Origin of the sequence: Luteimonas sp. 9C, assembly GCF_902506295.1 — a bacterium.
Classification (GTDB): Bacteria; Pseudomonadota; Gammaproteobacteria; order Xanthomonadales; family Xanthomonadaceae; genus Luteimonas.
This window is the reverse complement of record NZ_LR733312.1, coordinates 1,765,924-1,786,714: the sequence shown is the minus strand read 5'-3', so window position 1 is coordinate 1,786,714 and position 20,791 is coordinate 1,765,924. Positions and strand designations below refer to the sequence as shown.

17 protein-coding genes are annotated in these 20,791 nt (G+C 67.3%); 8 read left to right on the top strand and 9 right to left on the bottom strand.

Annotated features, from left to right (window positions below):
• Positions 1–34 precede the first annotated feature (34 nt).
• Positions 35–1,318 carry a cell division protein FtsZ gene (gene ftsZ, locus CURTO8I2_RS08155; RefSeq protein ID WP_159680233.1) on the top strand — a complete coding sequence of 428 codons (1,284 nt, stop codon included), beginning with the start codon at positions 35–37 and terminating at the stop codon, positions 1,316–1,318.
• Between the two features lie 449 nt (positions 1,319–1,767).
• Positions 1,768–2,676, top strand: a complete 909-nt coding sequence (gene lpxC, locus CURTO8I2_RS08150) for a UDP-3-O-acyl-N-acetylglucosamine deacetylase (RefSeq protein ID WP_159680231.1) — start codon at positions 1,768–1,770, stop codon at positions 2,674–2,676.
• Between the two features lie 210 nt (positions 2,677–2,886).
• On the opposite strand, the gene CURTO8I2_RS08145 is transcribed toward lpxC, so the two are convergent.
• The gene (locus tag CURTO8I2_RS08145) at positions 2,887–3,354 is read right to left on the bottom strand and encodes a DUF721 domain-containing protein (protein ID WP_159680228.1); all 468 of its coding nucleotides are present in this window, start codon (positions 3,352–3,354) and stop codon (positions 2,887–2,889) included.
• Positions 3,355–3,389: 35 nt separating this feature from the next.
• Here CURTO8I2_RS08145 and CURTO8I2_RS08140 point away from each other — a divergent pair, with 35 nt between their 5' ends.
• From CURTO8I2_RS08140 to CURTO8I2_RS08130, 3 genes are all read left to right on the top strand, one after another.
• Positions 3,390–4,274 (top strand): M23 family metallopeptidase, encoded by an 885-nt coding sequence (locus CURTO8I2_RS08140; protein ID WP_236551036.1) that lies wholly within the window; start codon positions 3,390–3,392, stop codon positions 4,272–4,274.
• Positions 4,275–4,502: 228 nt separating this feature from the next.
• Positions 4,503–7,256 carry a preprotein translocase subunit SecA gene (secA, locus tag CURTO8I2_RS08135; protein ID WP_159680222.1) on the top strand — a complete coding sequence of 918 codons (2,754 nt, stop codon included), beginning with the start codon at positions 4,503–4,505 and terminating at the stop codon, positions 7,254–7,256.
• 319 nt (positions 7,257–7,575) lie between these two features.
• Positions 7,576–8,523 (top strand): Nudix family hydrolase, encoded by a 948-nt coding sequence (locus CURTO8I2_RS08130; protein ID WP_159680219.1) that lies wholly within the window; start codon positions 7,576–7,578, stop codon positions 8,521–8,523.
• A 67-nt stretch (positions 8,524–8,590) separates the two neighbouring features.
• Here CURTO8I2_RS08130 and coaE read toward each other — a convergent pair whose 3' ends face one another.
• The 4 genes from coaE to pilB form a co-directional block, all read right to left on the bottom strand.
• Positions 8,591–9,205, bottom strand: a complete 615-nt coding sequence (gene coaE, locus CURTO8I2_RS08125; RefSeq protein ID WP_159680217.1) for a dephospho-CoA kinase — start codon at positions 9,203–9,205, stop codon at positions 8,591–8,593.
• A gap of 13 nt (positions 9,206–9,218) precedes the next feature.
• Entirely contained in the window at positions 9,219–10,082 is an 864-nt protein-coding gene (locus CURTO8I2_RS08120) for an A24 family peptidase (RefSeq protein ID WP_159680215.1), read from the bottom strand.
• 26 nt (positions 10,083–10,108) lie between these two features.
• The gene (locus CURTO8I2_RS08115) at positions 10,109–11,263 is read right to left on the bottom strand and encodes a type II secretion system F family protein (RefSeq protein ID WP_236551131.1); all 1,155 of its coding nucleotides are present in this window, start codon (positions 11,261–11,263) and stop codon (positions 10,109–10,111) included.
• A 344-nt stretch (positions 11,264–11,607) separates the two neighbouring features.
• On the bottom strand, positions 11,608–13,332 hold the full coding sequence (pilB, locus tag CURTO8I2_RS08110) for a type IV-A pilus assembly ATPase PilB (RefSeq protein WP_159680210.1): 1,725 nt from the start codon (positions 13,330–13,332) through the stop codon (positions 11,608–11,610).
• 119 nt (positions 13,333–13,451) lie between these two features.
• Between pilB and CURTO8I2_RS08105 the strand changes: the two genes are divergently transcribed.
• Genes CURTO8I2_RS08105 through CURTO8I2_RS08095 form a run of 3 tightly spaced genes read left to right on the top strand, consistent with a single transcriptional unit; the run spans position 13,452 to position 15,846 of the window.
• Positions 13,452–14,303, top strand: a complete 852-nt coding sequence (locus CURTO8I2_RS08105) for a glycosyltransferase family 2 protein (RefSeq protein ID WP_159681605.1) — start codon at positions 13,452–13,454, stop codon at positions 14,301–14,303.
• Positions 14,300–14,905, top strand: coding sequence for a class I SAM-dependent methyltransferase (locus tag CURTO8I2_RS08100; RefSeq protein WP_159680207.1), 606 nt, complete (start codon positions 14,300–14,302; stop codon positions 14,903–14,905). Before CURTO8I2_RS08105 ends, CURTO8I2_RS08100 begins: the two co-directional genes overlap by 4 nt.
• Positions 14,902–15,846: a hypothetical protein gene (locus CURTO8I2_RS08095; RefSeq protein ID WP_236551035.1), complete on the top strand. Its 945-nt coding sequence runs from the start codon at positions 14,902–14,904 to the stop codon at positions 15,844–15,846. Before CURTO8I2_RS08100 ends, CURTO8I2_RS08095 begins: the two co-directional genes overlap by 4 nt.
• Here CURTO8I2_RS08095 and CURTO8I2_RS08090 read toward each other — a convergent pair.
• The 4 genes from CURTO8I2_RS08090 to CURTO8I2_RS08075 all read right to left on the bottom strand — a co-directional run bounded on the left by CURTO8I2_RS08090 (position 15,822) and on the right by CURTO8I2_RS08075 (position 20,521).
• A complete protein-coding gene (locus tag CURTO8I2_RS08090; protein ID WP_159680202.1) occupies positions 15,822–16,241 on the bottom strand; it encodes a pilin in 420 nt (139 codons plus the stop codon). The genes CURTO8I2_RS08095 and CURTO8I2_RS08090 overlap by 25 nt on opposite strands.
• A gap of 16 nt (positions 16,242–16,257) precedes the next feature.
• Positions 16,258–18,186, bottom strand: a complete 1,929-nt coding sequence (locus CURTO8I2_RS08085; protein WP_159680199.1) for a hypothetical protein — start codon at positions 18,184–18,186, stop codon at positions 16,258–16,260.
• Positions 18,187–18,270: 84 nt separating this feature from the next.
• Positions 18,271–18,699, bottom strand: coding sequence for a pilin (locus CURTO8I2_RS08080; protein ID WP_159680196.1), 429 nt, complete (start codon positions 18,697–18,699; stop codon positions 18,271–18,273).
• 391 nt (positions 18,700–19,090) lie between these two features.
• Entirely contained in the window at positions 19,091–20,521 is a 1,431-nt protein-coding gene (locus CURTO8I2_RS08075) for a sigma-54 dependent transcriptional regulator (RefSeq protein WP_159680194.1), read from the bottom strand.
• Between the last annotated feature and the right edge of the window lie 270 nt (positions 20,522–20,791).

The window sequence follows — 20,791 nt, the reverse complement described above, 5'->3', positions numbered from 1 at the left end:
CCGAAACCCGGCCCAAACCCAGAGGACGACGGACATGGCACATTTCGAACTGGTCGAGAAAATGGCTCCAAACGCGGTGATCAAGGTCATCGGTGTCGGCGGCGGCGGCGGCAACGCGGTCGCCCACATGGTCAACAACAGCGTCGACGGCGTTGAGTTCATCACCGCCAACACCGATTCGCAGGCGATCAAGAACTGCGGCGCCAAGCTGCAGCTGCAGCTCGGCAGCAGCGTCACCAAGGGTCTGGGCGCAGGCGCCAACCCGGAAGTCGGTCGTCAGGCCGCGCTGGAAGATCGCGAGATCATCATGGACGCGCTGCAGGGCGCCGACATGGTGTTCATCACCGCCGGCATGGGCGGCGGCACCGGCACCGGTGCGGCGCCGGTCGTCGCGCAGCTGGCCAAGGAGATGGGCATCCTGACCGTCGCCGTGGTCACCAAGCCGTTCCCGTTCGAAGGCCGCCGCCGCATGCAGGTCGCGCTCAAGGGCATCGAAGAGATGTCGGCGCATTGCGACTCGCTGATCACCATTCCCAACGAGAAGCTGATCACCGTCCTCGGCCGCAACGCCACGATGATCCAGGCCTTCCGCGCCGCCAACGACGTGCTGCTGGGCGCCGTGCAGGGCATCGCCGACCTGATCGTCCGTCCGGGCCTGATCAACGTCGACTTCGCCGACGTGCGCACCGTGATGTCGGAAATGGGCCTGGCGATGATGGGCACCGGCAACGCACGTGGCGACGACCGCGCCCAGGCCGCCGCCGAAGCCGCGATCCAGAACCCGCTGCTCGACGACGTCAACCTGGCCGGCGCCAACGGCATCCTGGTCAACATCACCGCCGGCGCGGACTTCACGATGGCCGAGTTCGACGAAGTCGGCCGCACCGTGGAGAACTTCGCCAGCGAAGACGCGACCATCGTCATCGGCACCGTGCTCGATCCCGACATGCAGGACGAAGTCCGCGTGACCGTGGTCGCCACCGGCCTCAACCGTGCACCCGCGCGCGCCACCGGCTACAACGGCGACAGCGCCGGCCGCGGCAAGCCGCAGGTCCAGCTGATCAGCAACAACCAGCGGGGCGTGCGCGACGGCACGACCGGCATGCTGATCGACGACGCGCCCGATGCTGTGGCCCCGTACAGCCCGGGCCACAGCATCGCGGCGTCGCTGCGCGGCAACGGTGGCGGCGCGTCGACGGCTTCGCCGCTGCGCGGTGCGACGCGCGCTGAACCGTCGGAAGCGCCCAAGGCGGCCGACTTCGGCAGCGACAGCAGCTACCTGGATATTCCGGCTTTCCTGCGTCGCCAGGCTGACTGATGCCATCCATGGCGCAGATCATCGGCTCCGGTAGGTCCGGCCCGGCCATCCATGGCCGGGCGCGCGACGAAGCGCGAGGCAGTGCCTCGCAAGCGCTTCGTCTCGCCCTGCGTCGCCAGGCCGACTGATCCGCGTCCATCGCGGCAGTCCGTTGCGCGCGTACCGGTGACTGGTGCGCGGCGATGGCAAGCCGCTGCGTGACGGATCGTCCTCCCGTCACGATGTGTTGCCCGGCGTCGCGTTGTCCGCGCGATGCCTTTGGGTCCACCGGGCATTCCGGTGGACCGTTTTCAGGCGTTGCGATGCGGGGTTTTCCGCATGCCTCCAGCGCATTGCTGCACTGCCGCGCTTTCGTTCAGGTTCAGGCGGTGCCGTGATAATCTGCCCCCCGGTTCCGATGACCGTCTGATGTCGGACGTTGCGGATCCTTCCTTTCTGCGGACTCCCCCATGCCCCGCCAACGCACCATCAAGAACGTGATCCGCGCGACAGGCGTCGGCCTGCACAGTGGCGAGAAAGTGTTCCTGACCCTGCGTCCGGCAGCGCCCGACACCGGCATCGTGTTCCGCCGCGTCGACCTGGAGCCCGTAGTCGAGATTCCGGCCGACGGCAACCTCGTCACCGAAACCACGTTGTGCACCGGCCTGAGTTGCGGCCCGGCCAACGTGCAGACCGTCGAACACCTGATGTCCGCGCTCGCGGGCCTGGGCGTCGACAACCTCTACATCGAACTGTCCGCGGCCGAAGTGCCGATCATGGACGGCTCGTCCGGTCCGTTCGTGTTCCTGCTGCAGTCGGCCGGTGTGGTCGAGCAGGACGCGCCCAAGCGCTTCATCCGTGTGCTCAAGGCGGTGGAAGTGCGTGAAGGCGACAAGATCGCGCGCTTCGAGCCCTACGACGGCTTCAGGCTCGACTTCACCATCGCCTTCGACCACCCGGCGATTCCGGTGGCGCAGTCGCGCGCCGAAGTGGAGTTCTCCACCGAGGCCTATATCCGCGAAGTCAGCCGCGCGCGGACGTTCGGCTTCATGCGCGATCTCGAATACATGCGCGAGCGCAACCTCGGCCTCGGCGGTTCGATGGACAACGCGATCGTGCTCGACGAGTTCCGTGTGCTCAACGACGACGGCCTGCGTTACGCCAACGAGTTCGTGCGTCACAAGATCCTCGACGCGGTGGGCGACCTGTATCTCGCCGGTCATCCGATCCTCGGCCGCTTCGTCGGCTACAAGTCCGGTCACGCGCTCAACAACAAGTTGGTGCGCGCGCTGCTGGCACAGGCCGATGCGTGGGAGACGGTGAGCTTCGACCACACCGCGCCGGCGCCCGTCGCTTACGGCACCCCTGCGCTCGCCTGATCGGGCCGTTCATCTTCGGCAATCCGGGTTGAATCCCGTCTCCGCGGCTGCGAAGCGTTCAGGCCTGCCTGCGTAGTTAACAGAAATTTAATTCTTAATTTCTGAATCTTTAATTTTCAGTTAACTTCCCGCCGCGGAACCGCCGGTAGGATGCCCGCTCCCCTTCACCCGGCGTCGACGTCGGTGACCAGGGGACCGGGATCCACCGACTCATCGCGTCCCGCTGTCTTCGTCATCCGACGGTTGCAGCGACGCCAGCGCGGCCGCCACGGCCCTGCGGGCGACGGGGGATGGCGGTGTCGGACGCGCGCGACCCGCATCGATTTCGGGGCGCAGCGGCCGGGTCGAGGTCCTGATCACGATGTCGCTGACATCCAGCCCGATGGACCGGGCGGCGTCGAGCAGCACGTCGGCCGACAGGCGCAGCCTGGCGTGCCAGATGGGCGAATCGACGAGGAAAACCAGCCTGTTGCCATCGACATTGGCCAGCCGCGCATGCGGCGCCAGCGTTGGAGGCAGCAGGGGAACGAGGCGGCGATCCAGCGCGTCGAGCCACATGGCCCGGCGGATCGGATCGGCCGACGCACCACCCAGCGCCGCATCCAGTGCGGCCGTCGGTATCCCGCTACGGGACGCGCCGATGCGGGGTGGCTTGAACCTGGACCTGAAATCAGACATTGGCACGCATGACTCTAGATACGTTGTTGAATGATATGCGCGGTCGCGCTGCGCAGGTGGCCGCCAAGGCCCGCGCACTCGCGGTCCGCAAGCCGCTGACCGTGATGACCGCCGTTGCGGTGGCCAGCCTGTGCGGCGGCGTCGCCCTCAACGCCACCGAGGTCGTGCGCATGCACGGCGTGGCCACGGCGAACGAGCGCGGCATCGAGGACACACGCCGCGAGGCGCAGCGCGAGATCAACGCACTGGCCGCCCGCATGGGTGAACTGCAGGCGCAGGCCAACCGGCTCAATGCGCTCGGCGACCGCCTCGCGCGCGGCGCGGGACTCGAGGACGGCGAATTCGATTTCGACCGCCCGGTGGGCCAGGGTGGTGCGGAGCCCGCCCATGACATGCCGGCGCGGAAGCTGCTCGGTGGCATGGATGCGCTCGACAGCGATCTGGCCAGCGCCGGTCAGCAGCTGTCGGTGCTGGAGGCGCTGCTCTTCGACCGCAAACTCGAACAGAATGCGCGTCCGTCGCGCTCGCCGGTCACCAGCACCTTCGTGACGTCGTCCTACGGGTACCGCGCCGATCCCTTCGGTCGCGGCGGGCAGTTCCACAAGGGCATCGACTTCAATGCCCGGACCGGCGATCGCGTGATGACCGTCGCCGACGGCGTGGTCAGCTACTCCGGCGTGCGCAGCGGTTACGGCAACGTGGTCGAAGTGGACCACGGCAACGGCTACGTGACCCGCTACGCGCACAACTCGCGCAACGTGGTGCGGGTGGGCGATCTGGTCCGCGTCGGCGACGAGATCGCCAAGGCCGGCTCGACCGGTCGCTCGACCGGCGCCCACGTGCATTTCGAGGTCTGGGAAAACGGTCGCGTGCAGAACCCGCGCAAGTTCCTCGGCGACATGGGCGTGCGCCGCCAGTAAGCCGGTCGCGCGCGCAGCTCGCTTGCGGCGCAACGATCGGGCCACGCCGCTTTTCGTGAGCGGTCGATGCGCACGGCGCGTCGGCTGCGGCCCGCTTGAAAACGCGGCCGCGCTCCCCAAGCTACAATGCGTGTTGCCATCGAAGGGCGCTTGGCGCCCTTTTTCTTGTGTGCGGATTCGGGGGAAACCGCCCCGGACCGCGTTCCGTCTCCAGAACCCGGACTTCCCATGCTCAATCGCCTGCTCACCAGCGTCTTCGGTAGCCGCAACGACCGTTTCGTCAAACAGCTCGAGAAGATCGTTGTGAAGATCAACGCGCTCGAGCCGCAGATGGAGGCGCTGTCGGACGCCGAACTGCAGGCCAAGACGCCCGAGTTCAAGGCGCGTGTCGGCAACGGTGAGACGCTCGACAAGATCCTGCCGGAAGCCTTCGCGGTGTGCCGCGAGGCCAGCAAGCGCGTGCTGGGCATGCGCCCCTACGACGTGCAGCTGATCGGCGGCATGGTGCTGCACATGGGCAAGATCGCCGAGATGCGCACCGGTGAGGGCAAGACGCTGGTCGGTACGCTGCCGACCTACCTCAATGCACTCGAGGGCAAGGGCGTTCACGTCATCACGGTCAACGACTACCTGGCCCGCCGCGACGCGGCGCAGATGGGCAAGCTCTACAACTGGCTGGGCCTGTCGGTCGGCGTGATCTGGCCCGGCATGCCGCACGGCGAAGCCAAGCGTGACGCCTATCGCGCGGACATCACCTACGGCACCAACAACGAGTTCGGCTTCGACTACCTGCGCGACAACATGGCGCTGTCGAAGGCCGACCGTTACCAGCGCGGCCTCAACTACGCGATCATCGACGAGGTCGACTCGATCCTCATCGACGAGGCGCGCACGCCGCTGATCATCTCCGGCCCCGCCGACGATTCGCCGGAGCTCTACATCAAGGTCAACCGGATCGTGCCGTCGCTGGTGCGCCAGGAAACCGAGGACGGCGACGGCGACTTCTGGGTCGACGAGAAGGGCAAGCAGGTGCATCTGTCCGAGGCCGGCCAGGAGCACGCGGAAGAACTGCTGCGCAAGGCCGGCATCCTCGGCGAGGACGAGAGCCTCTACGCCCCGCAGAACATCCACGTCGTGCACCACCTCAACGCCGGCCTGCGCGCGCACGCGATCTACCAGCGCGACGACCACTACATCATCCGCGACGGCGAGGTCATCATCGTCGACGAGTTCACCGGCCGTACGCTGCCGGGTCGCCGCTGGTCGGACGGCCTGCACCAGGCGGTGGAAGCGAAGGAAGGCGTGCCGGTGCAGCGTGAGAACCAGACGCTCGCCAGCATCACGTTCCAGAACCTGTTCCGCATGTACGGCAAGCTTTCGGGCATGACCGGTACGGCCGATACCGAGGCCTACGAGTTCGAGAGCATCTACTCGCTCGAAGTGGTGGTGATTCCGACCCACCGTCCGATGATCCGCAAGGACAATCCCGATGCGGTGTTCCTCAACCGCGCGGGCAAGTACCGTGCGGTCGCGCGCGAGATCCAGGCCGCCAACGAGCGCGGCCAGCCGGTGCTGGTCGGTACGACCTCGATCGAGGTGTCCGAGCTGCTCAGCGAACACCTGCGCAAGGAAGGCATCCACCACGAGGTGCTCAACGCCAAGCAGCACGAGCGCGAGGCGACGATCATCGCGCAGGCCGGTCGTCCCGGCGCGGTGACCATCGCGACCAACATGGCCGGCCGCGGTACCGACATCGTGCTCGGCGGCTCGCTCGAGACCGAGCTGGCGACACTGGAAGCCGAGTCCGGCGTGCCGGTCGACGAGGCCACGAAGACCAGGCTGCGCAGCGAGTGGCAGGTGCGCCACGACGCGGTCAAGGCCGCCGGCGGCCTGCACATCATCGGCACCGAGCGCCACGAATCGCGTCGTATCGACAACCAGCTGCGCGGCCGTTCGGGCCGCCAGGGCGATCCGGGTTCGAGCCGCTTCTACCTGTCGCTCGAAGACAACCTGATGCGCATCTTCGCCGCCGACTGGGTGCAGAAGGTCATGGCGCGCATGGGCCTGCAGGAAGACGACATCATCGAGTCGCCGCTGGTCACCAAGCAGATCGCGAACGCGCAGCGCAAAGTGGAAGCGCACAACTTCGACATCCGCAAGAACCTGCTCGACTTCGACGACGTGAACAACGACCAGCGCAAGGTGATCTACGGCCAGCGCGACGAGTTGCTGGACGCGGAGAGCATCCAGGACAACGTCGACGGCATCCGCGCCGACGTCGTGGCCGGCATCGTCGGCCGGTACGTGCCGCCGCAGTCGATCGACGAGCAGTGGGACCTGCCGGGCCTGGAGTCGGAAATCGACCGCGAATTCGGCGTGCGCCTGCCGCTGGTCGACATGGCCAAGTCCAGCGACGAACTGGATGCCGAGCAGATCGCCGAACACGTGCAGAAGGAAGTCGACCGCCTGTTCGTTGAGAAGGAAGCCTCGCTCGGCGACGAGACGATGCGCATGCTCGAGAAGCACATCATGCTCAACGTGCTCGACCAGGGCTGGAAGGAACACCTCGGCCGCATGGACTACCTGCGCCAGGGCATCCATCTGCGCGGGTACGCGCAGAAGCAGCCGAAGCAGGAATACAAGCGCGAAGCGTTCGAACTGTTCTCGGAGATGCTCGACAAGGTCAAGCATGACGTCGTGACGATGCTCGCCCGCGTGCGCGTGCGCAGCGAGGACGAGATCGCCGCGCTGGAGGCCGAGGAGCGTCGCCAGATCGAAGCCAAGCTCAACCAGGCCCAGTTCCAGCACGCCGACGCGGGTGGCTACGGCGCCGACGAGGAAGCCGAGGACGTGCGCGCGTCCGCGGCCGCCCAGGGCCCGCAGGCCACGATCGTCCGCGACGGCGACAAGGTCGGCCGCAATGACCCGTGCCCGTGCGGCAGCGGCAAGAAGTTCAAGCACTGCCACGGGCAGCTGAGCTGAGTTCCGTTCAGCGGGTTTTCCGGTACCTCTTCCTCCGCGAGTGGGTCGTCGACGCGCAGAGCGCGTCGGGTGAGGGTCGGCGTCTCGCGTAGAGCACCGTCACCCCGACCCCACTACAGGCCCCAGCCCTCGCGCCAGCGCGAGGGCGTTTGTAGTCACGGAAGCCGGTGGCTCGCACGCGTGCTTTTACCCTGGAGGGAGAGGGGCTCGACGGCGTCGAAGCCGGGGCGACTGGGCGGTCTTCCGGCGATTGCGGTCATGGCTGGCAAACCGCCCGCACCCCGCCTAACCTGAAGCCCTGTCCGGAGCGTCGAGCGGCATGAGCGAACGCGTCATCGAAGTCGTCGCCGGCGTCATCACCGACAAGCGCGGCCGGATCCTGCTGTCACGCCGCACGCCCAATCGCGACATGCCCGGACTCTGGGAATTTCCCGGCGGGAAGCGCGAAGCCGGCGAGACGCCGGAAGCTGCGCTGATTCGCGAGCTGGACGAGGAACTCGGCATCCGTGTCACCGTCGGCGCGCCGCTGATGACCGTGCCGCAGCGCTACCCGAGCAAGCGCCTGCGGCTCGACGTCCGGCATATCGCGCACTGGGAGGGTGTGCCGAAGGGTCGCGAAGGCCAGGCACTGACCTGGGTGGCGCCCGACAAGCTGGGGCGCTATTCGATGCCCCCCGCCGACCTGCCGGTCGTGGCCGCGCTGCAGACGCCCGATCGCTATCTGGTGACGCCGCCGCCGGGCGCCGACGATGGACCGTGGCTGGAGACGTTTGAGACCGCCCTGCGCCGTGGCGTCCGGCGCATCCAGTTGCGCCTGCACGGCATGCCCGCTGCTCGCCAGTCCGTGTTGCTGCAGCAGGCGGCGGCGCGCTGCCGCAGGTACGACGCGCAGCTGCTGTTCAACGGACCGGTCGAGGCCGCGCTGGCTGCCGGCGTCGGTGTCCATCTCCGGTCGGACGCGTTGCAGGCACTCGCGGCGCGTCCCGTCCCCGAGGGCACGCTGCTGGCGGCCTCCTGTCACAGCGCGGAAGACCTGTCCCACGCTGCCCGTCTGGGCTGCGATTTCGTCGTGCTCGGGCACGTCGCCGACACCGCCAGCCATCCCGGTGTGCCGGGCATCGGCTGGGACGCGTTCGCGCGGCTGCGCGAGACCACGGCGCTGCCGATCTACGCGATCGGTGGCATGACGCCCGCCGACATTCCCGAGGCCCGCCGCCATGGGGCCCAGGGCATCGCTGCGATCCGGAGCCTGTGGTCGCCCGGATGAGCGCGCGTCGGGTCGTGGTCGCGCAGGCAGGGCGCGGGTCGCCCGGTGGCCGCGCCACACGCGAAGCTCAGCGGGTCGCGCCTGCCATCTGCCGATATTTCGCATCGAGAACACCGACGGCGGCGTCCAGCGCATCGAGTGATCCATCGTTGAAGATCACGTCGTCCGCAATCGCCAGGCGCGCTGCGCGCGTGGCCTGGGCCGCCACCATCCGCTCGGCAAGCGCGGCATCGATCCCGTCGCGCGCCAGCAGCCGCGCCAGTTGAAGTTCGCGCGGCACGTCGATCACCAGCACGCGGTGCAGCCACGGGTACGCCGCGCGGCCGCCTTCGGTCAGCAATGGAATCGCCGCGACCGCGTACGGTCCGGGCGCCGCCTCGCAGGCGACGCGCAGGGCCTCGCGCACGCGGGGATGGATGATCGCTTCCAGTCGCAGCCGCGCCTCGGGATCTTCGAAGATCCGCCGCCGCATCGCAGCCCGATCAAGGCTGCCGTCGTCGGTCAGAGCGTCGGCGCCGAACGCTTCGACGACCGCTGCGAGGCCCGCACTGCCGGGTGCGACTGCATCGCGCGCCGCCAGGTCCGCATCGGCGACGACGATGCCGCGTCGTTCGAATGCCTGCGTGGCCGCGGTCTTGCCCGAGGCGATGCCGCCGGTCAGGCCGATGATCAACGCGCTCATTGCGAGGCAGTGGTCAGCCGAGGCCGGCGAACTGCTTGTAACGCTCGACCAGATCGTGGCCGAACATGAAGGTCACCCAGCCGGCGATGGCGAGATACGGCCCGAACGGAATCGGCGTGGACCGGTCACGACCCTGCACGGCCAGCATGATCGAACCGATGATCGCGCCGGCCACGGCTGAGAGCAGGATGATCGGCAGCAGACCGCTCAGTCCACACCACGCGCCGAGTGCGGCGAGCAGCTTGAAGTCGCCATGGCCCATGCCTTCCTTGCCGGTGGCCTGCTTGAACAGCCACCAGACCGTCCACAGGCTCGCATAGCCCACCACCGCGCCCAGCAGCGCAGGTTTTGCGGGCATGTAGAGATTGTCGAGACTCGCGATCAAGCCCAGCCACATCAACGGCAAGGTCAGGGAGTCGGGCAGCAGCTGGGTCCGCAGGTCGATGCCCGAGGCCGCGACCAGGAACCCGGTCAGCACCAGCGCACCGAAGCCCTGCCAACCGAAGCCGAAACGCCACACGCAGGCCACGAACAGCAGCATCGTCAGCAGCTCGACCGCCGGGTACTGCATCGAGATCGGCGTCTTGCAGCTGCGGCACTTGCCGCGCAGCGCCAGCCAGCTCAGGACCGGGATGTTCTCGTACCACGACAGCTGATGGCCGCAATGCGGGCAATGCGACCGCTCGACGACGATGCCGGGCGGCGGCGGATCATAGAGCTCCGGCTCGCCGAGGATCTCGCGCGAATCGCGTTTCCACTGCCACTCCATGCGCCGCGGCAGCCGAAGGATCACGACATTGAGGAAGCTGCCCACCAGCAGGCCGAAGCCGGCGGCGAGCGGGAAGCCCAAGGCGGGGTTCTGGTCGAGAAACGCCATTTACAGGATCACTGCGGAAAAACGCATCAGACGACCGACGCCAACTTGAAGATCGGCAGGTACATGCCGATGACCATGCCGCCGACGAGGCCGCCGATGAACACCATGATCATGGGTTCGAGCAGACTGCTCAGCGCATCGACCGCATTATTGACCTCTTCCTCGTAGAACTCGGCCACCTTGAACAGCATCGTGTCGAGTGCGCCGGCCTCTTCGCCGATCGCGGTCATCTGCACCACCATGTGCGGGAACAGATTCACCTGCTTCATCGCCATGTTGACTTGGTAGCCCACCGACACGTCATCGCGCATCCGCAGCACGGCTTTTTCGTAGACAGTGTTGCCCGTCGCGCCCGACACGATATCCAGCGCTTCGACCAGTGGGACGCCCGCTTTGAATGTCGTCGCCAGCGTCCGCGCGAATCTTGCAATGGCCGCGTTGTGCAGCAGCTGGCCGATCACAGGAATCTTGAGCAGAAGACGATCAATGCCGTGCTGCATGGGTACAGAGCGTCGATACGCGAACATGAAGCCTGCGATGCTTCCCGCAAAAACCAGCAGGACGATCCACCACCACGCCACCATGAAACGGCTGGCCGACACGATCATCTGGGTAAACGCGGGCAACTCGGCGCCGAAATCCTTGAACACCGACTCGAACTGCGGCACCACGAAGATCAGCAGAATCGCGCTGACGATGATGGCAACCGCGATCACCGCGATCGGGTAGAACAGGGCCTTCTTGATCTTGCCCTTCAGTTTTTCGGTGTTCTCTTTGTAGGTCGCGATGGTGTCGAGCACCGTCTCCAGGACACCTGCAGATTCGCCAGCGCGGACAAGATTCTGGTAGAGCTCATCGAACTGGACCGGGTGCTTGGACAGCGCCTCGTTGATCGACGAGCCGCCCTCGATGTCCAGGCGCATCGTATTCAAGAGCTTTGCCATGCGTGGGTTCTTGTTGCCGTTCCCCACGATTTCCAGCGCCTGCACCACGGGCACGCCGGACTTGATCATGGTCGCGAACTGGCGACTGAAGACCGAGATGTCCTTCGGTGTGATCTTCTTGCCAGCACCACCGAACAGAGGCTTGCCCTTCGCTTTGATGACGCCGGGCTGGATTCCCTGTCGCCGCAACTCGGCGCGCAGCATGTTGACGTTCTTCGACTGCTGCTCGCCCTTCATCTTGACGCCGCGCTTGTCGGTGCCCTCCCAGACGAACGTCTCCAGGGTCACGCCCTCGCGGACGGGGAGCGCGGGCTTGTTGCCGACGGTTTTGCGGGCGGCGGTGCGGGTGGCAGACATGCGGGTGTTCCCCCAGATGAACCGGCTTTCCCCAGCCGGGCAGATGGCCGCATGGTAGCGGCTTGGCGTACAAAGTGGCAGATCGCGCCGTGACCGGTTGCCGGGTTCCGTACTCGGGTCTGAAGCGCCGGGCGGCCGGCTCGACCTCAGGACGCGCGTCTACCCCCGCAGGCGGCTTGAACCGGACCATGGAACTGCGCGCACGTGTGCGCGACTCCCCATGGTCAATCCTTCGTGACCCGGTTGATCTCCGCCAGGCTCGTCAATCCCTGCCGCGCCTTCTCCAGCGCCGACTTGCGCAGATCGTTGACGCCTGCGCGTGCGGCGACCTCGGCGATCTGGATCGCGTTGCCACCCTGCAGGATGATTTCCTGGATCTGCTCGCTCATCGGCATCACCTGGTACACGCCCACGCGACCCTTGTAGCCGTTGGTGCACTCGTCGCAGCCCACTGCTTCGTGGATCTCGATTCCCGCGCGCACCTGGTCTTCGGTATACCCCTCGGCCAGCAGCGCATGGTCGGGCAGGTCCACCTTGCGCTTGCAACGTGAGCACAGACGGCGGGCGAGTCGCTGCGCGATCACCAGCGTGACCGAGCTGGTGATGTTGTAGGGCGCAATGCCCATGTTCATCAGGCGGGCGATGGTCTGCGGCGCATCGTTGGTATGCAGGGTGGACAACACCATGTGGCCGGTCTGCGCGGCCTTGATCGCGATTTCCGCGGTTTCAAGGTCACGGATTTCGCCGACCATGATGATGTCCGGGTCCTGGCGCAGGAACGAGCGCAACGCGGCGGCGAAGGTCATGCCGCGCTTGTTGTTCTGCTGCACCTGGTTGACGCCGGGCAGGCGGATTTCCACCGGATCCTCGGCGGTCGAGATGTTGCGGGTCTCGTCGTTGAGAATGCCCAGCGCCGTGTACAGCGACACCGTCTTGCCCGAGCCGGTCGGGCCGGTCACCAGCACCATGCCGTAGGGCTTGTGAATGGCTTCGAGGAAGAGTTTCTGCTGCTCCGGCTCGTAGCCCAGCTTGTCGATGCCCAGCTTGGCCGCGCTGGCATCCAGGATACGCAGCACCACCTTCTCGCCGAACAACGTGGGCAGGGTGCTGACGCGGAAGTCGATCTGCTTGGTCTTGGACAGGTTGAGCTTGATGCGCCCGTCCTGCGGGATGCGCTTCTCGGCGATGTCGAGCTGCGCCATGACCTTCAGGCGCGCAGTGATGCGCCCGTTGAGCTTGACCGGCATCTTGGCGACCTGCTTGAGGATGCCGTCGATGCGCAGGCGCACCCGGTAATCGGTCTCGTAGGGCTCGAAGTGGATGTCGGAGGCGCCGCGCTTGATCGCATCCACCAGCACCTTGTTGACGAACTTGACGATCGGCGTGTCGTCCTTGCCGTCGACCGCGTTCTCCATCTTGCCCGGATCGTCGTCGGTGCCGACATCGAGCGCGTCGAGTCCGTCCCCGTCGTCGAGTGCGTCGCCGAAGCTGTCCGAGGACTGCAGCCAGACCTCCAGCGTACGGCGGATGCTCTCCTCGTCGACCAGGATCGGTTCGACCGTGAGGTTGGTGTGGAACTTGATCTCGTCGAGTGCATGCGTATTGGTGGGGTCCGCCGTGCCCACGAACAGCCGGCTGCCGCGCTTGAACAGCGGCAACACGCCGTGCTTGCCCAGCAACTCCTCGCTGACCAGCTTGACCGCGCTGGCCTGGGCATCCATGACCGCCGGGTCGAAGACCGGCATGCCGAATTCGATCGAGTTGGCAGCCGCCATCTGCGCCGCGGTCACCAGCTTCTGTTCGCGCAGATAGGCCGAAATCTGCTTGCGCGCTGCGGTCGCTTTCTCCAGCGCATCGCGCGCGGCGGCTTCGTCCAGCGCACCGTCGAGGACAAGACGGCGGGCGATGCCGGTGATACCGACCAGATTCGGGGTCGCGACGGCGCTCATAGGCGGTTTCCAGTGTGGCTGGACGCACTTTACTGCATGGAGACCGCCCGGACGCGCCTCCGCGCACTTTGCGCGCGGCAGGGCGCAGGCTACGCTCTCATCCGGGAAAGGGGAGCGCGATGCGGATATCGGTGGTGATGCCGGCCAAGAACGAGGCCGAAGGACTTCGGAAGATCCTGCCGCTGCTGCTGCAGTGTCAGCCCGACGCGGAAGTCGTCGTGGTGGACGACGGCTCGAGCGACGACACCGCGGAAGTCGCACGCGCGCACGGGGCACGCGTCGTGGGCGCGCCCTACTCGATGGGCAATGGCGCCGCGATCAAGCGTGGCGCCCGCGCGGCGACCGGCGACGTGCTCGTCTTCATGGATGCCGACGGCCAGCATGACCCTGCGCACATCGAGCCGCTTCTCGAGCGTTTGCGCGCGGGATACGACATGGCGGTAGGCGCGCGCGACGCGTCGGGTCAGGCCAGCCGCGGCCGCAGCTTGGCCAACGGCTTCTACAACCGCCTGGCCAGCTGGATGACGGGGCATCGGATCGCCGATCTCACGTCCGGATTCCGAGCCGTGCGTGCGGACAAGTTCCGCGAGTTCCTGCATCTGCTGCCGAACGGGTTCTCCTATCCCACCACCTGCACCATGGCGTTCTTCCGCAGCGCCTATCCGGTCGCCTACGTGCCGATTCCAGTGGCGCAGCGCATTGGCAGAAGCCATCTACGGCCGATGCGGGATGGTGTGCGGTTCCTGCTGATCATCTTCAAGATCGCGACGCTGTATTCGCCCTTCAAACTCTTCATGCCGGCCAGCGTCGGATTCTTCCTGATCGGACTGGGCTACTACGGCTGGACGTTCGCAACCGAGCATCGTTTCACCAACATGAGTGCGTTGCTGCTGAGCGCGGCCGTCATTGTGTTCCTGATCGGTTTGGTCTCCGAACAGGTCACCGCGTTGACCTACCGGCGCGACGCATGACCCACGATTCCGACGCCCAGTTCACCGGCAAGTACGAGAGCGGTGGAATCGGCGCGCGTCTCGTGGACGGGTTCTATTCGGGCGTGCGCAGCCTTCTGGAGCCCGCGTTACGGGGCGGGGATACCCTGGTCGAGGTCGGCTGCGGTGCCGGATATTCAACCGAGCGACTGCGCCGCTGGTTGCCCGCGGATGTGTCGATCTGCGCATCCGACATCGGCGACACGCTGGTGGCGGCCACGTCTGATCGCAATCCCGGTGTTCCCGTCTTCCGGCAGTCCGCATATGCGCTGGCCATGGGCGATGCGTCGGCGGACGTCGTGGTCATGATGGAAGTCCTCGAGCATCTCGACGCGCCCGAACGCGCACTCGACGAGTTGGCCCGTGTCGCGCGTCGACATGTGCTCATTTCCACGCCACGCGAGCCGGTCTGGCGCGCAATGAACATGTGCCGCGGCAAGTATCTCGGGCAGTGGGGCAATACGCCGGGACACGTGCAGCACTGGTCGCGCAGTGGACTGGTCAGGCTGGCGGCCACGCGCTTCCGTGTGGAGGCGGTGCGCTCACCGTTGCCGTGGACGATCCTCCTGCTGTCACCACGATGAGCCGCGGGCGACTGGTCCGCTGGATCAAGGCGCTCTATGTCGTTGCCGTGTGCGTCGCGATGGTCTGGTATGCGCGTGATCTGGATGTGGCGTTGGTGGCGTGGGCCGAATGGCTTGCGACGCCGGCGCCGTATGCCTTCGCGATCGCCTGGGTGGCGATGGCGTGGATACTCGGCTTCGCCTGGACGGAAGTGGTGCGTGCGCATCTCGGCCTGCGCTTGGCCGCGAAGGACTGGCTGCCGCTGCAGGCCATGGCCTGGCTCGGGCGCTATCTTCCCGGCAAGGTCGGACTCTTCGCCGGCAAGCTGGGACTGGTGTCGCGCCATGGCGTGACGGCGCGTGCGCTCGGATTCACCGTGCTCTACGAACAGCTCGCCTTCGTCTTGGCCGGCCTGGCGCTGGCGGTGTGCGTATCGGCGGCGGCACTGGGGCTGGATGGGTCGATCGCACGCGCGTGGGACACTGCGGTGGTGTGGCGCCTGCTGACAGCCTGTGCGCTGGCTGTCGTGATCGTGCCGGCGATGCGAGTGTCGCGACCGCTCGGCGGGCTGCAGCGCACGCCGCCCACCCACCGAGAATGGGGCGTGCCGCTGCTGTATCTGCTCGCGCACGTGTGCGCAGGTGCCGGTCTGTTCGTGTGCCTGCGCTCGATGCCCGGCATGGAAGGGGCGGGCCCATCGATGACGTACGTCGTCGGATTGCTGGCTGCGGCCAATGTGGCAGGCATCCTCGCCGTGTTTGCGCCGGCGGGGCTGGGCGTGCGCGAGTTCGTGCTGGTGGCGGGCCTCGCCCCCTGGCTGCCTGCGTCGGACGCGGTGGTCCTTGCCGCCGTGTTGCGTGTGCTGTCGGTGGCGGCGGACCTGTGCTTCAGTGCGCTGGCCTGGTCATTCGCGCGGCTGCTGGGCAGCACCCGGTCTCAGCGGCAGGCCGAGGGTACGTAGCGCGCGTCCACGCCGCTGCAGTTCCAGTGCAGGCTGCCGGCGTCCAGTACGGCCTGCATGGCCAGGGTCTGGCCGGCGATGCGGTTGCTGGCCTGATTGCCCAGCCGCACATCGATCTGTCCGGCCGGCCCGATCGTGACCGACTCCACATAGGGCCCGGCGATCGAGCCCGGCTGCGCGATTCCGGCCGCCGCGTTGTCGGCTGGAAACGTACCCGAGTATGCGTGACGCATCGCGATGGCGGTGCGCGCATCGCTGGACAGCGAGAAGCCCTCGGCGACCTGCGCGCGCGCCACGTAGTCCTGGTAGGCGGTCAGCCCGATCGCGGCCAGGATGGCGATGATCGCGACGACGATCATCAGTTCGATCAGCGTGAATCCCCGGGTACGTCGCATCGATGGGCTGCCTTGTTCAAGGGGGCGGATGTCCGTCCCGGGTGTCGGCGGCGCTGGACAACGCGTCCAGTTCCGCCAGTTCCTGACGCAGCAGGCCGGCCTCGGGTCCGCTCGCCAGCGCCAGGGTCACCGCGCGGCCCTCCTGCACGGCCGCCGCGTCCCCGGATGCAAGCAGGAACTTTGCCAACGCCACGCGGTAGCCGGTATAGGCCGGCGCCAGTGCGACTGCCTCGCGCTGCATCGCGATTGCCAGCGGGCGGTCGTCGAGCACGTTCCAGGCGAAGTTCGCGTACAGCGTGTGTACGGCGGGACTGTCGGGATTGCGCTGCAGCACTGCGAGGAACGTCTGCAGAAGCTGCGCGTCGTCAAACCGGCAACGCATCTGGATGCGGCATTCGGACAATGCGAACAGCGCGCTCAGTCCTTCCGGTCCCAGTGCGCGACGGGTGATCCGCTCGCGCAGCGCCTTCCAGGTCGCGGGCGCGCTCGGGCGCCCGGCGCGTCCCTCGATCAGCAGCAGGCCCTGGAGCGGCAGTGACGACGGCCCGGGCAGTGCGGCCGCGCGCGACATCTGTGCGTGGGCCAGGCCCCAGGCCGGGGACGCGGGATCTTCACCGGCGCGCGCCATGAGTTCCTTGGCCAGATCGTAGCTGGCGCGCTGCGAAGTCGGGTTGCGGTTCTCGAGCGTCCACGCCAGCCGCAGCGGATCGCCCCAGCTCGCGGCCTGGATCCAGCACAGCGTCGCCAGCGCGATCACAGGCAACATGGCCAGCACTGCGCGCGCGTCGGCATGCAGCCTCGCTCCGACGGCTGCCAGTGGCTGCACCAGGGCCAGCAGCACCCCGAACAGCGCCAGATAGTTGCGATGTTCGAACGCCAGCTCCAGCGGGATGACATTGCTGGTCAGCGCATGGGCCATGAAGAACCAGCCGATGCCCAGCGTCACCAGGGGCCAGCGTCGCCAGCAGGCCAGCGCCACCCCCAGCATTGCCAGCAACAGCGCGCCCGCCCAGGCGGTGCTCGCCGGCTGCAGCGGCCCGCGCGAGATCGCGACGTTGTCGTAGTAGAACCACAGGCTGTCCGGCAGCGGCAGCAGGCATTGCCGCAGGTACATCGCCAGCACCGGCAACTGGGTCCACAGTCGCTCCGTGAGCGAGAACTCGCGGATCGCGTAGAGCGAGTCGGGCGCGGTCAGCGGGAGGACGATGCGGACGTATGCGGCCATCGCCAGCGCGGCGCCAATGCCGTAGGCCCACAGCCACCCCCGGTCACGGCCGCCGCGCGCATTGCGGAAGCGGAAGACCGTCAGTTCGATCAGGAAGGCGAAGCCCGGCGCGAGCGCGGCGGTCTCCTTGAAGCCGAGGCCGAACACGATGGCGGCGCCCATCGCCAGCAGCCAGGGCCAGGCGCGTGCGCCGCGCAGCTGGGACTGGCGCAGGCGGACATAGGCCAGCAGGGCCAGCAGGGTGCCCGTGGCGGCGCCCAGTTCCATGCGCTGCACCACGTACAGCGCGCTGGAGACCTGCAGCGGATGCAGGGCCCAGGCCGCCGCCAGCAGCGCGGGGGCGAGTGCGCCGGTGAGCGCCGCATGCGGCGCCGCGCGCAGCAGGGCGCGGGACAGCGCGTAGACCAGCACGCCGTTGAACGCATGCAGGGCGAGACCGGTGGCCTTGAGCCAGAACGGGTCCATGCCCGTCAGCACGTGGTTCAGCGCGAAACTCGCGATCGCCAGCGGCCGGCCGGCGGGGCTGGCCACGCCGCTGCGCAGCGCGGCCAGCCATTCCTGCAGCGCGAAGCTGCGCAGCTTCCAGCCGTCCTCCAGCACCAGATTGCTGAAATCGTCGAAGAGGAAACCGCCGGCCAGGCCAGGCGAGAAGACGACGAATGTGGCCAGCGCCAGCAGCGCGGCAATCCAGGGCGGCGACGGAATCCGGAGGCTCTTCATCACTCGTTCCAAAAAAAGGGGCCGCTTGCGCGGCCCCTCGATGAGCAGATGTCGACGCGACGCGTCGTCACCGTGTCTCCGCGATTAGCGGCAGGCGCTCGGCAGGAACTTGTTATCGATGGTGCTGGCGTCGCAAGCCCACGAAATCGAACCGTCGTTGTCGGTCGGGGTGAACACAAGCGTGTCGCCCGAGACCTTGTCACTTGCGTCATTGCCCATGGTGGCGGTGACCGTGCCCGCGGCAACTGCCACCTGGGTGACGTACTTGCCGACGATCGAACCCGCTGCCGACAGGCCGGCGGTGCTGTTGGTGATGCCGGTGAACGTGCCCGTGTTGGCGAACTGTTCGGCAACCGCAGTCTTCGCACCCGCGGACAGGGTGGCGGCTTCCGACACCTGCGAACGGGCGACGTAGTCCTGGTAAGCCGGCAGCGCGATGGCGGCCAGGATGGCGATGATCGCGACCACGATCATCAGTTCGATCAGGGTGAAGCCCTTCTGCATCTTCTTCATGGTGTATCCCCTAGGAGTGATTGATTCCACGTGCCGCGTGGCCGGCTGGTGCCGATCCGTGGGCAGCCGTGCGACCTGCACGTGCGTAGGGGATAACGCACAAGGCGTGCCAACTTTTCCGCCCACGATTGACCCCGTAATGTGCCGGTGCGCACGGTCGGTGGGCACGTGCGGGAACGGATGGTGCGCGATCGCGTCACAAGGTGACGCATTGTGTCGAGTCGGGGCCCGCGTCCAGCGCAGCGACGCCGATGGCTTATCCGGCCTTCGGTGTCCGGATCGATGCAACGGGGCCGCGGCAACCTGCACGCAGCGGCGCGCAGCATGCGGGATAGGGTGTGATATCCGCGGCGCGGCCTGGATCACGCGCCGCCGGCCATCGACGTGCCGATCAGTCGATACCGAGCTTCTTCAGCTTGTAGCGCAGCGCCCGGAACGTGATGCCCAGCGCCGCCGCAGTCTTCGTCTTGTTGTAGCGGTTTTCCTGCAGCGCCTGCTGGATGGCGGCGCGCTCGATGTCCTCGATGAAGGACGGCAGCGCCGAGCTGGCAGTGTCGTAGGGACTGAGCGTGCGCGGGTCGCGCGGCGGCGCGGCGCTGGGCGGCAGGGCCTGGTGGGTGCCGGTGACGAAGGGCGAGGCCTGCTGCGGCTGTGCGGTCTGCTGGGCGCCCCGGGCGACCGGCAGATGCAGGTCGGCGGCAGTGATGAGGTCGTCGTCGGCCATGGCCAGGGCGCGCTCGAGGATGTTCTCGAGTTCGCGGACGTTGCCGGCGAAGCCGTAGGCCTCGAGCGCGGCGACGGCGTCGGGTGCCAGCGTCGGCGCGGGGCGGTGCATGGCCTGGGCGAGGCGCTGCAGGATGGCGTCCGACAGCAGCGGCAGGTCGCCGGCACGCTCGCGCAGCGGCGGCACGTGCAGGCCGATGACGTTGATGCGGTAGTAGAGGTCGTGGCGGAAGCGGCCGTCGTTGACCAGCTGCGACAGATCCTTGTGCGTGGCCGAGAGGATGCGCACGTCGACCTGGATCTCGGCGGCGGCGCCGACCGGGCGGATCGACTTCTCCTGGATCGCGCGCAGCAGCTTGACCTGCATCGCCAGCGGCAGCTCGGCGATCTCGTCGAGGAACAGCGTGCCGCCGTCGGCAGCCTGGAACAGGCCCGGCTTGTCGCTGTGCGCGCCGGTGAAGCTGCCCTTCTTGTGGCCGAAGAACTCGCTTTCCATCAGTTCGCCGGGGATGGCGCCGCAGTTGACCGGCACGAACGGACTGCTGGCGCGCGCGCCCTGCGCATGGATGGTGCGGGCGACGAGTTCCTTGCCGGTGCCGGACTCGCCCTGGATGAACACCGGCGCCTGGCTGCGGGCGACCTTGGCGATGGTGTTGCGCAGCGTGACCATGACGTCGGAGGTGCCGAGCAGGCGGCTGCTGTGTTCCTCGGTGTCGCGCTTGGCGCGATCGCCCAGTTCCAGCGCCTGGCGGACCAGGCCGCGCAGGACGTGGATGTCGACCGGCTTGCTGACGAAGTCGAAGGCGCCGACCTTCAACGCCTCGACCGCGGCCTCGACGTTGCCGTAGGCGGTGATCATGGCGACCGGCGTGCCGGGAAAACGCGTGCTGATCTCGCCGACCAGATCCAGGCCCGAGCCGTCCGGCAGGCGCATGTCGGTCAGGCACAGATCGTAGGTGGACGCGGCCAGCAGTTCGCGTGCGGCGGCGAGGGTCGGTGCGGTCTCGGTCCGCAGCCCCATGCGGCTGAGCGTCAGCACCAGCAGCTCACGGATATCGTGTTCGTCGTCGACGATCAGCACGCTGCGGGTTTCGCTCATCGATTCGCCACACAACCGGGTCCGAGGTGTGACGCATAGTGACAGATTCTGTCAAAAGCGACGAGGCTTGCGCGGGGTCGGCGCGCGCAGCGCGCCCGGTCGGTGACGCGTCCGTCGGCGGTCTGATCTTGCGCCTGCGTGCCGGGCGATACGGACCGGATGCCCCGGGGCGAGGATGTCGCGGGAAGGCGCAGTGCCGTCCGCGGCGGCATGCCGCTGGAGTCACGCGGTTGCTCCGGCCTGGGAGGACAGCCGCCCGGAGCCGCGACG

What these genes read in the sequence shown, in the direction of transcription:
- ftsZ (WP_159680233.1), top strand. Translation starts at nt 35, where the DNA reads ATGGCACATTTCGAACTGGTCGAGAAAATGGCTCCAAACGCGGTGATC.
- lpxC (WP_159680231.1), top strand. Translation starts at nt 1,768, where the DNA reads ATGCCCCGCCAACGCACCATCAAGAACGTGATCCGCGCGACAGGCGTC.
- CURTO8I2_RS08145 (WP_159680228.1), bottom strand. Translation starts at nt 3,354, where the DNA reads ATGTCTGATTTCAGGTCCAGGTTCAAGCCACCCCGCATCGGCGCGTCC.
- CURTO8I2_RS08140 (WP_236551036.1), top strand. Translation starts at nt 3,390, where the DNA reads ATGCGCGGTCGCGCTGCGCAGGTGGCCGCCAAGGCCCGCGCACTCGCG.
- secA (WP_159680222.1), top strand. Translation starts at nt 4,503, where the DNA reads ATGCTCAATCGCCTGCTCACCAGCGTCTTCGGTAGCCGCAACGACCGT.
- CURTO8I2_RS08130 (WP_159680219.1), top strand. Translation starts at nt 7,576, where the DNA reads ATGAGCGAACGCGTCATCGAAGTCGTCGCCGGCGTCATCACCGACAAG.
- coaE (WP_159680217.1), bottom strand. Translation starts at nt 9,205, where the DNA reads ATGAGCGCGTTGATCATCGGCCTGACCGGCGGCATCGCCTCGGGCAAG.
- CURTO8I2_RS08120 (WP_159680215.1), bottom strand. Translation starts at nt 10,082, where the DNA reads ATGGCGTTTCTCGACCAGAACCCCGCCTTGGGCTTCCCGCTCGCCGCC.
- CURTO8I2_RS08115 (WP_236551131.1), bottom strand. Translation starts at nt 11,263, where the DNA reads ATGAAGGGCGAGCAGCAGTCGAAGAACGTCAACATGCTGCGCGCCGAG.
- pilB (WP_159680210.1), bottom strand. Translation starts at nt 13,332, where the DNA reads ATGAGCGCCGTCGCGACCCCGAATCTGGTCGGTATCACCGGCATCGCC.
- CURTO8I2_RS08105 (WP_159681605.1), top strand. Translation starts at nt 13,452, where the DNA reads ATGCGGATATCGGTGGTGATGCCGGCCAAGAACGAGGCCGAAGGACTT.
- CURTO8I2_RS08100 (WP_159680207.1), top strand. Translation starts at nt 14,300, where the DNA reads ATGACCCACGATTCCGACGCCCAGTTCACCGGCAAGTACGAGAGCGGT.
- CURTO8I2_RS08095 (WP_236551035.1), top strand. Translation starts at nt 14,902, where the DNA reads ATGAGCCGCGGGCGACTGGTCCGCTGGATCAAGGCGCTCTATGTCGTT.
- CURTO8I2_RS08090 (WP_159680202.1), bottom strand. Translation starts at nt 16,241, where the DNA reads ATGCGACGTACCCGGGGATTCACGCTGATCGAACTGATGATCGTCGTC.
- CURTO8I2_RS08085 (WP_159680199.1), bottom strand. Translation starts at nt 18,186, where the DNA reads ATGAAGAGCCTCCGGATTCCGTCGCCGCCCTGGATTGCCGCGCTGCTG.
- CURTO8I2_RS08080 (WP_159680196.1), bottom strand. Translation starts at nt 18,699, where the DNA reads ATGAAGAAGATGCAGAAGGGCTTCACCCTGATCGAACTGATGATCGTG.
- CURTO8I2_RS08075 (WP_159680194.1), bottom strand. Translation starts at nt 20,521, where the DNA reads ATGAGCGAAACCCGCAGCGTGCTGATCGTCGACGACGAACACGATATC.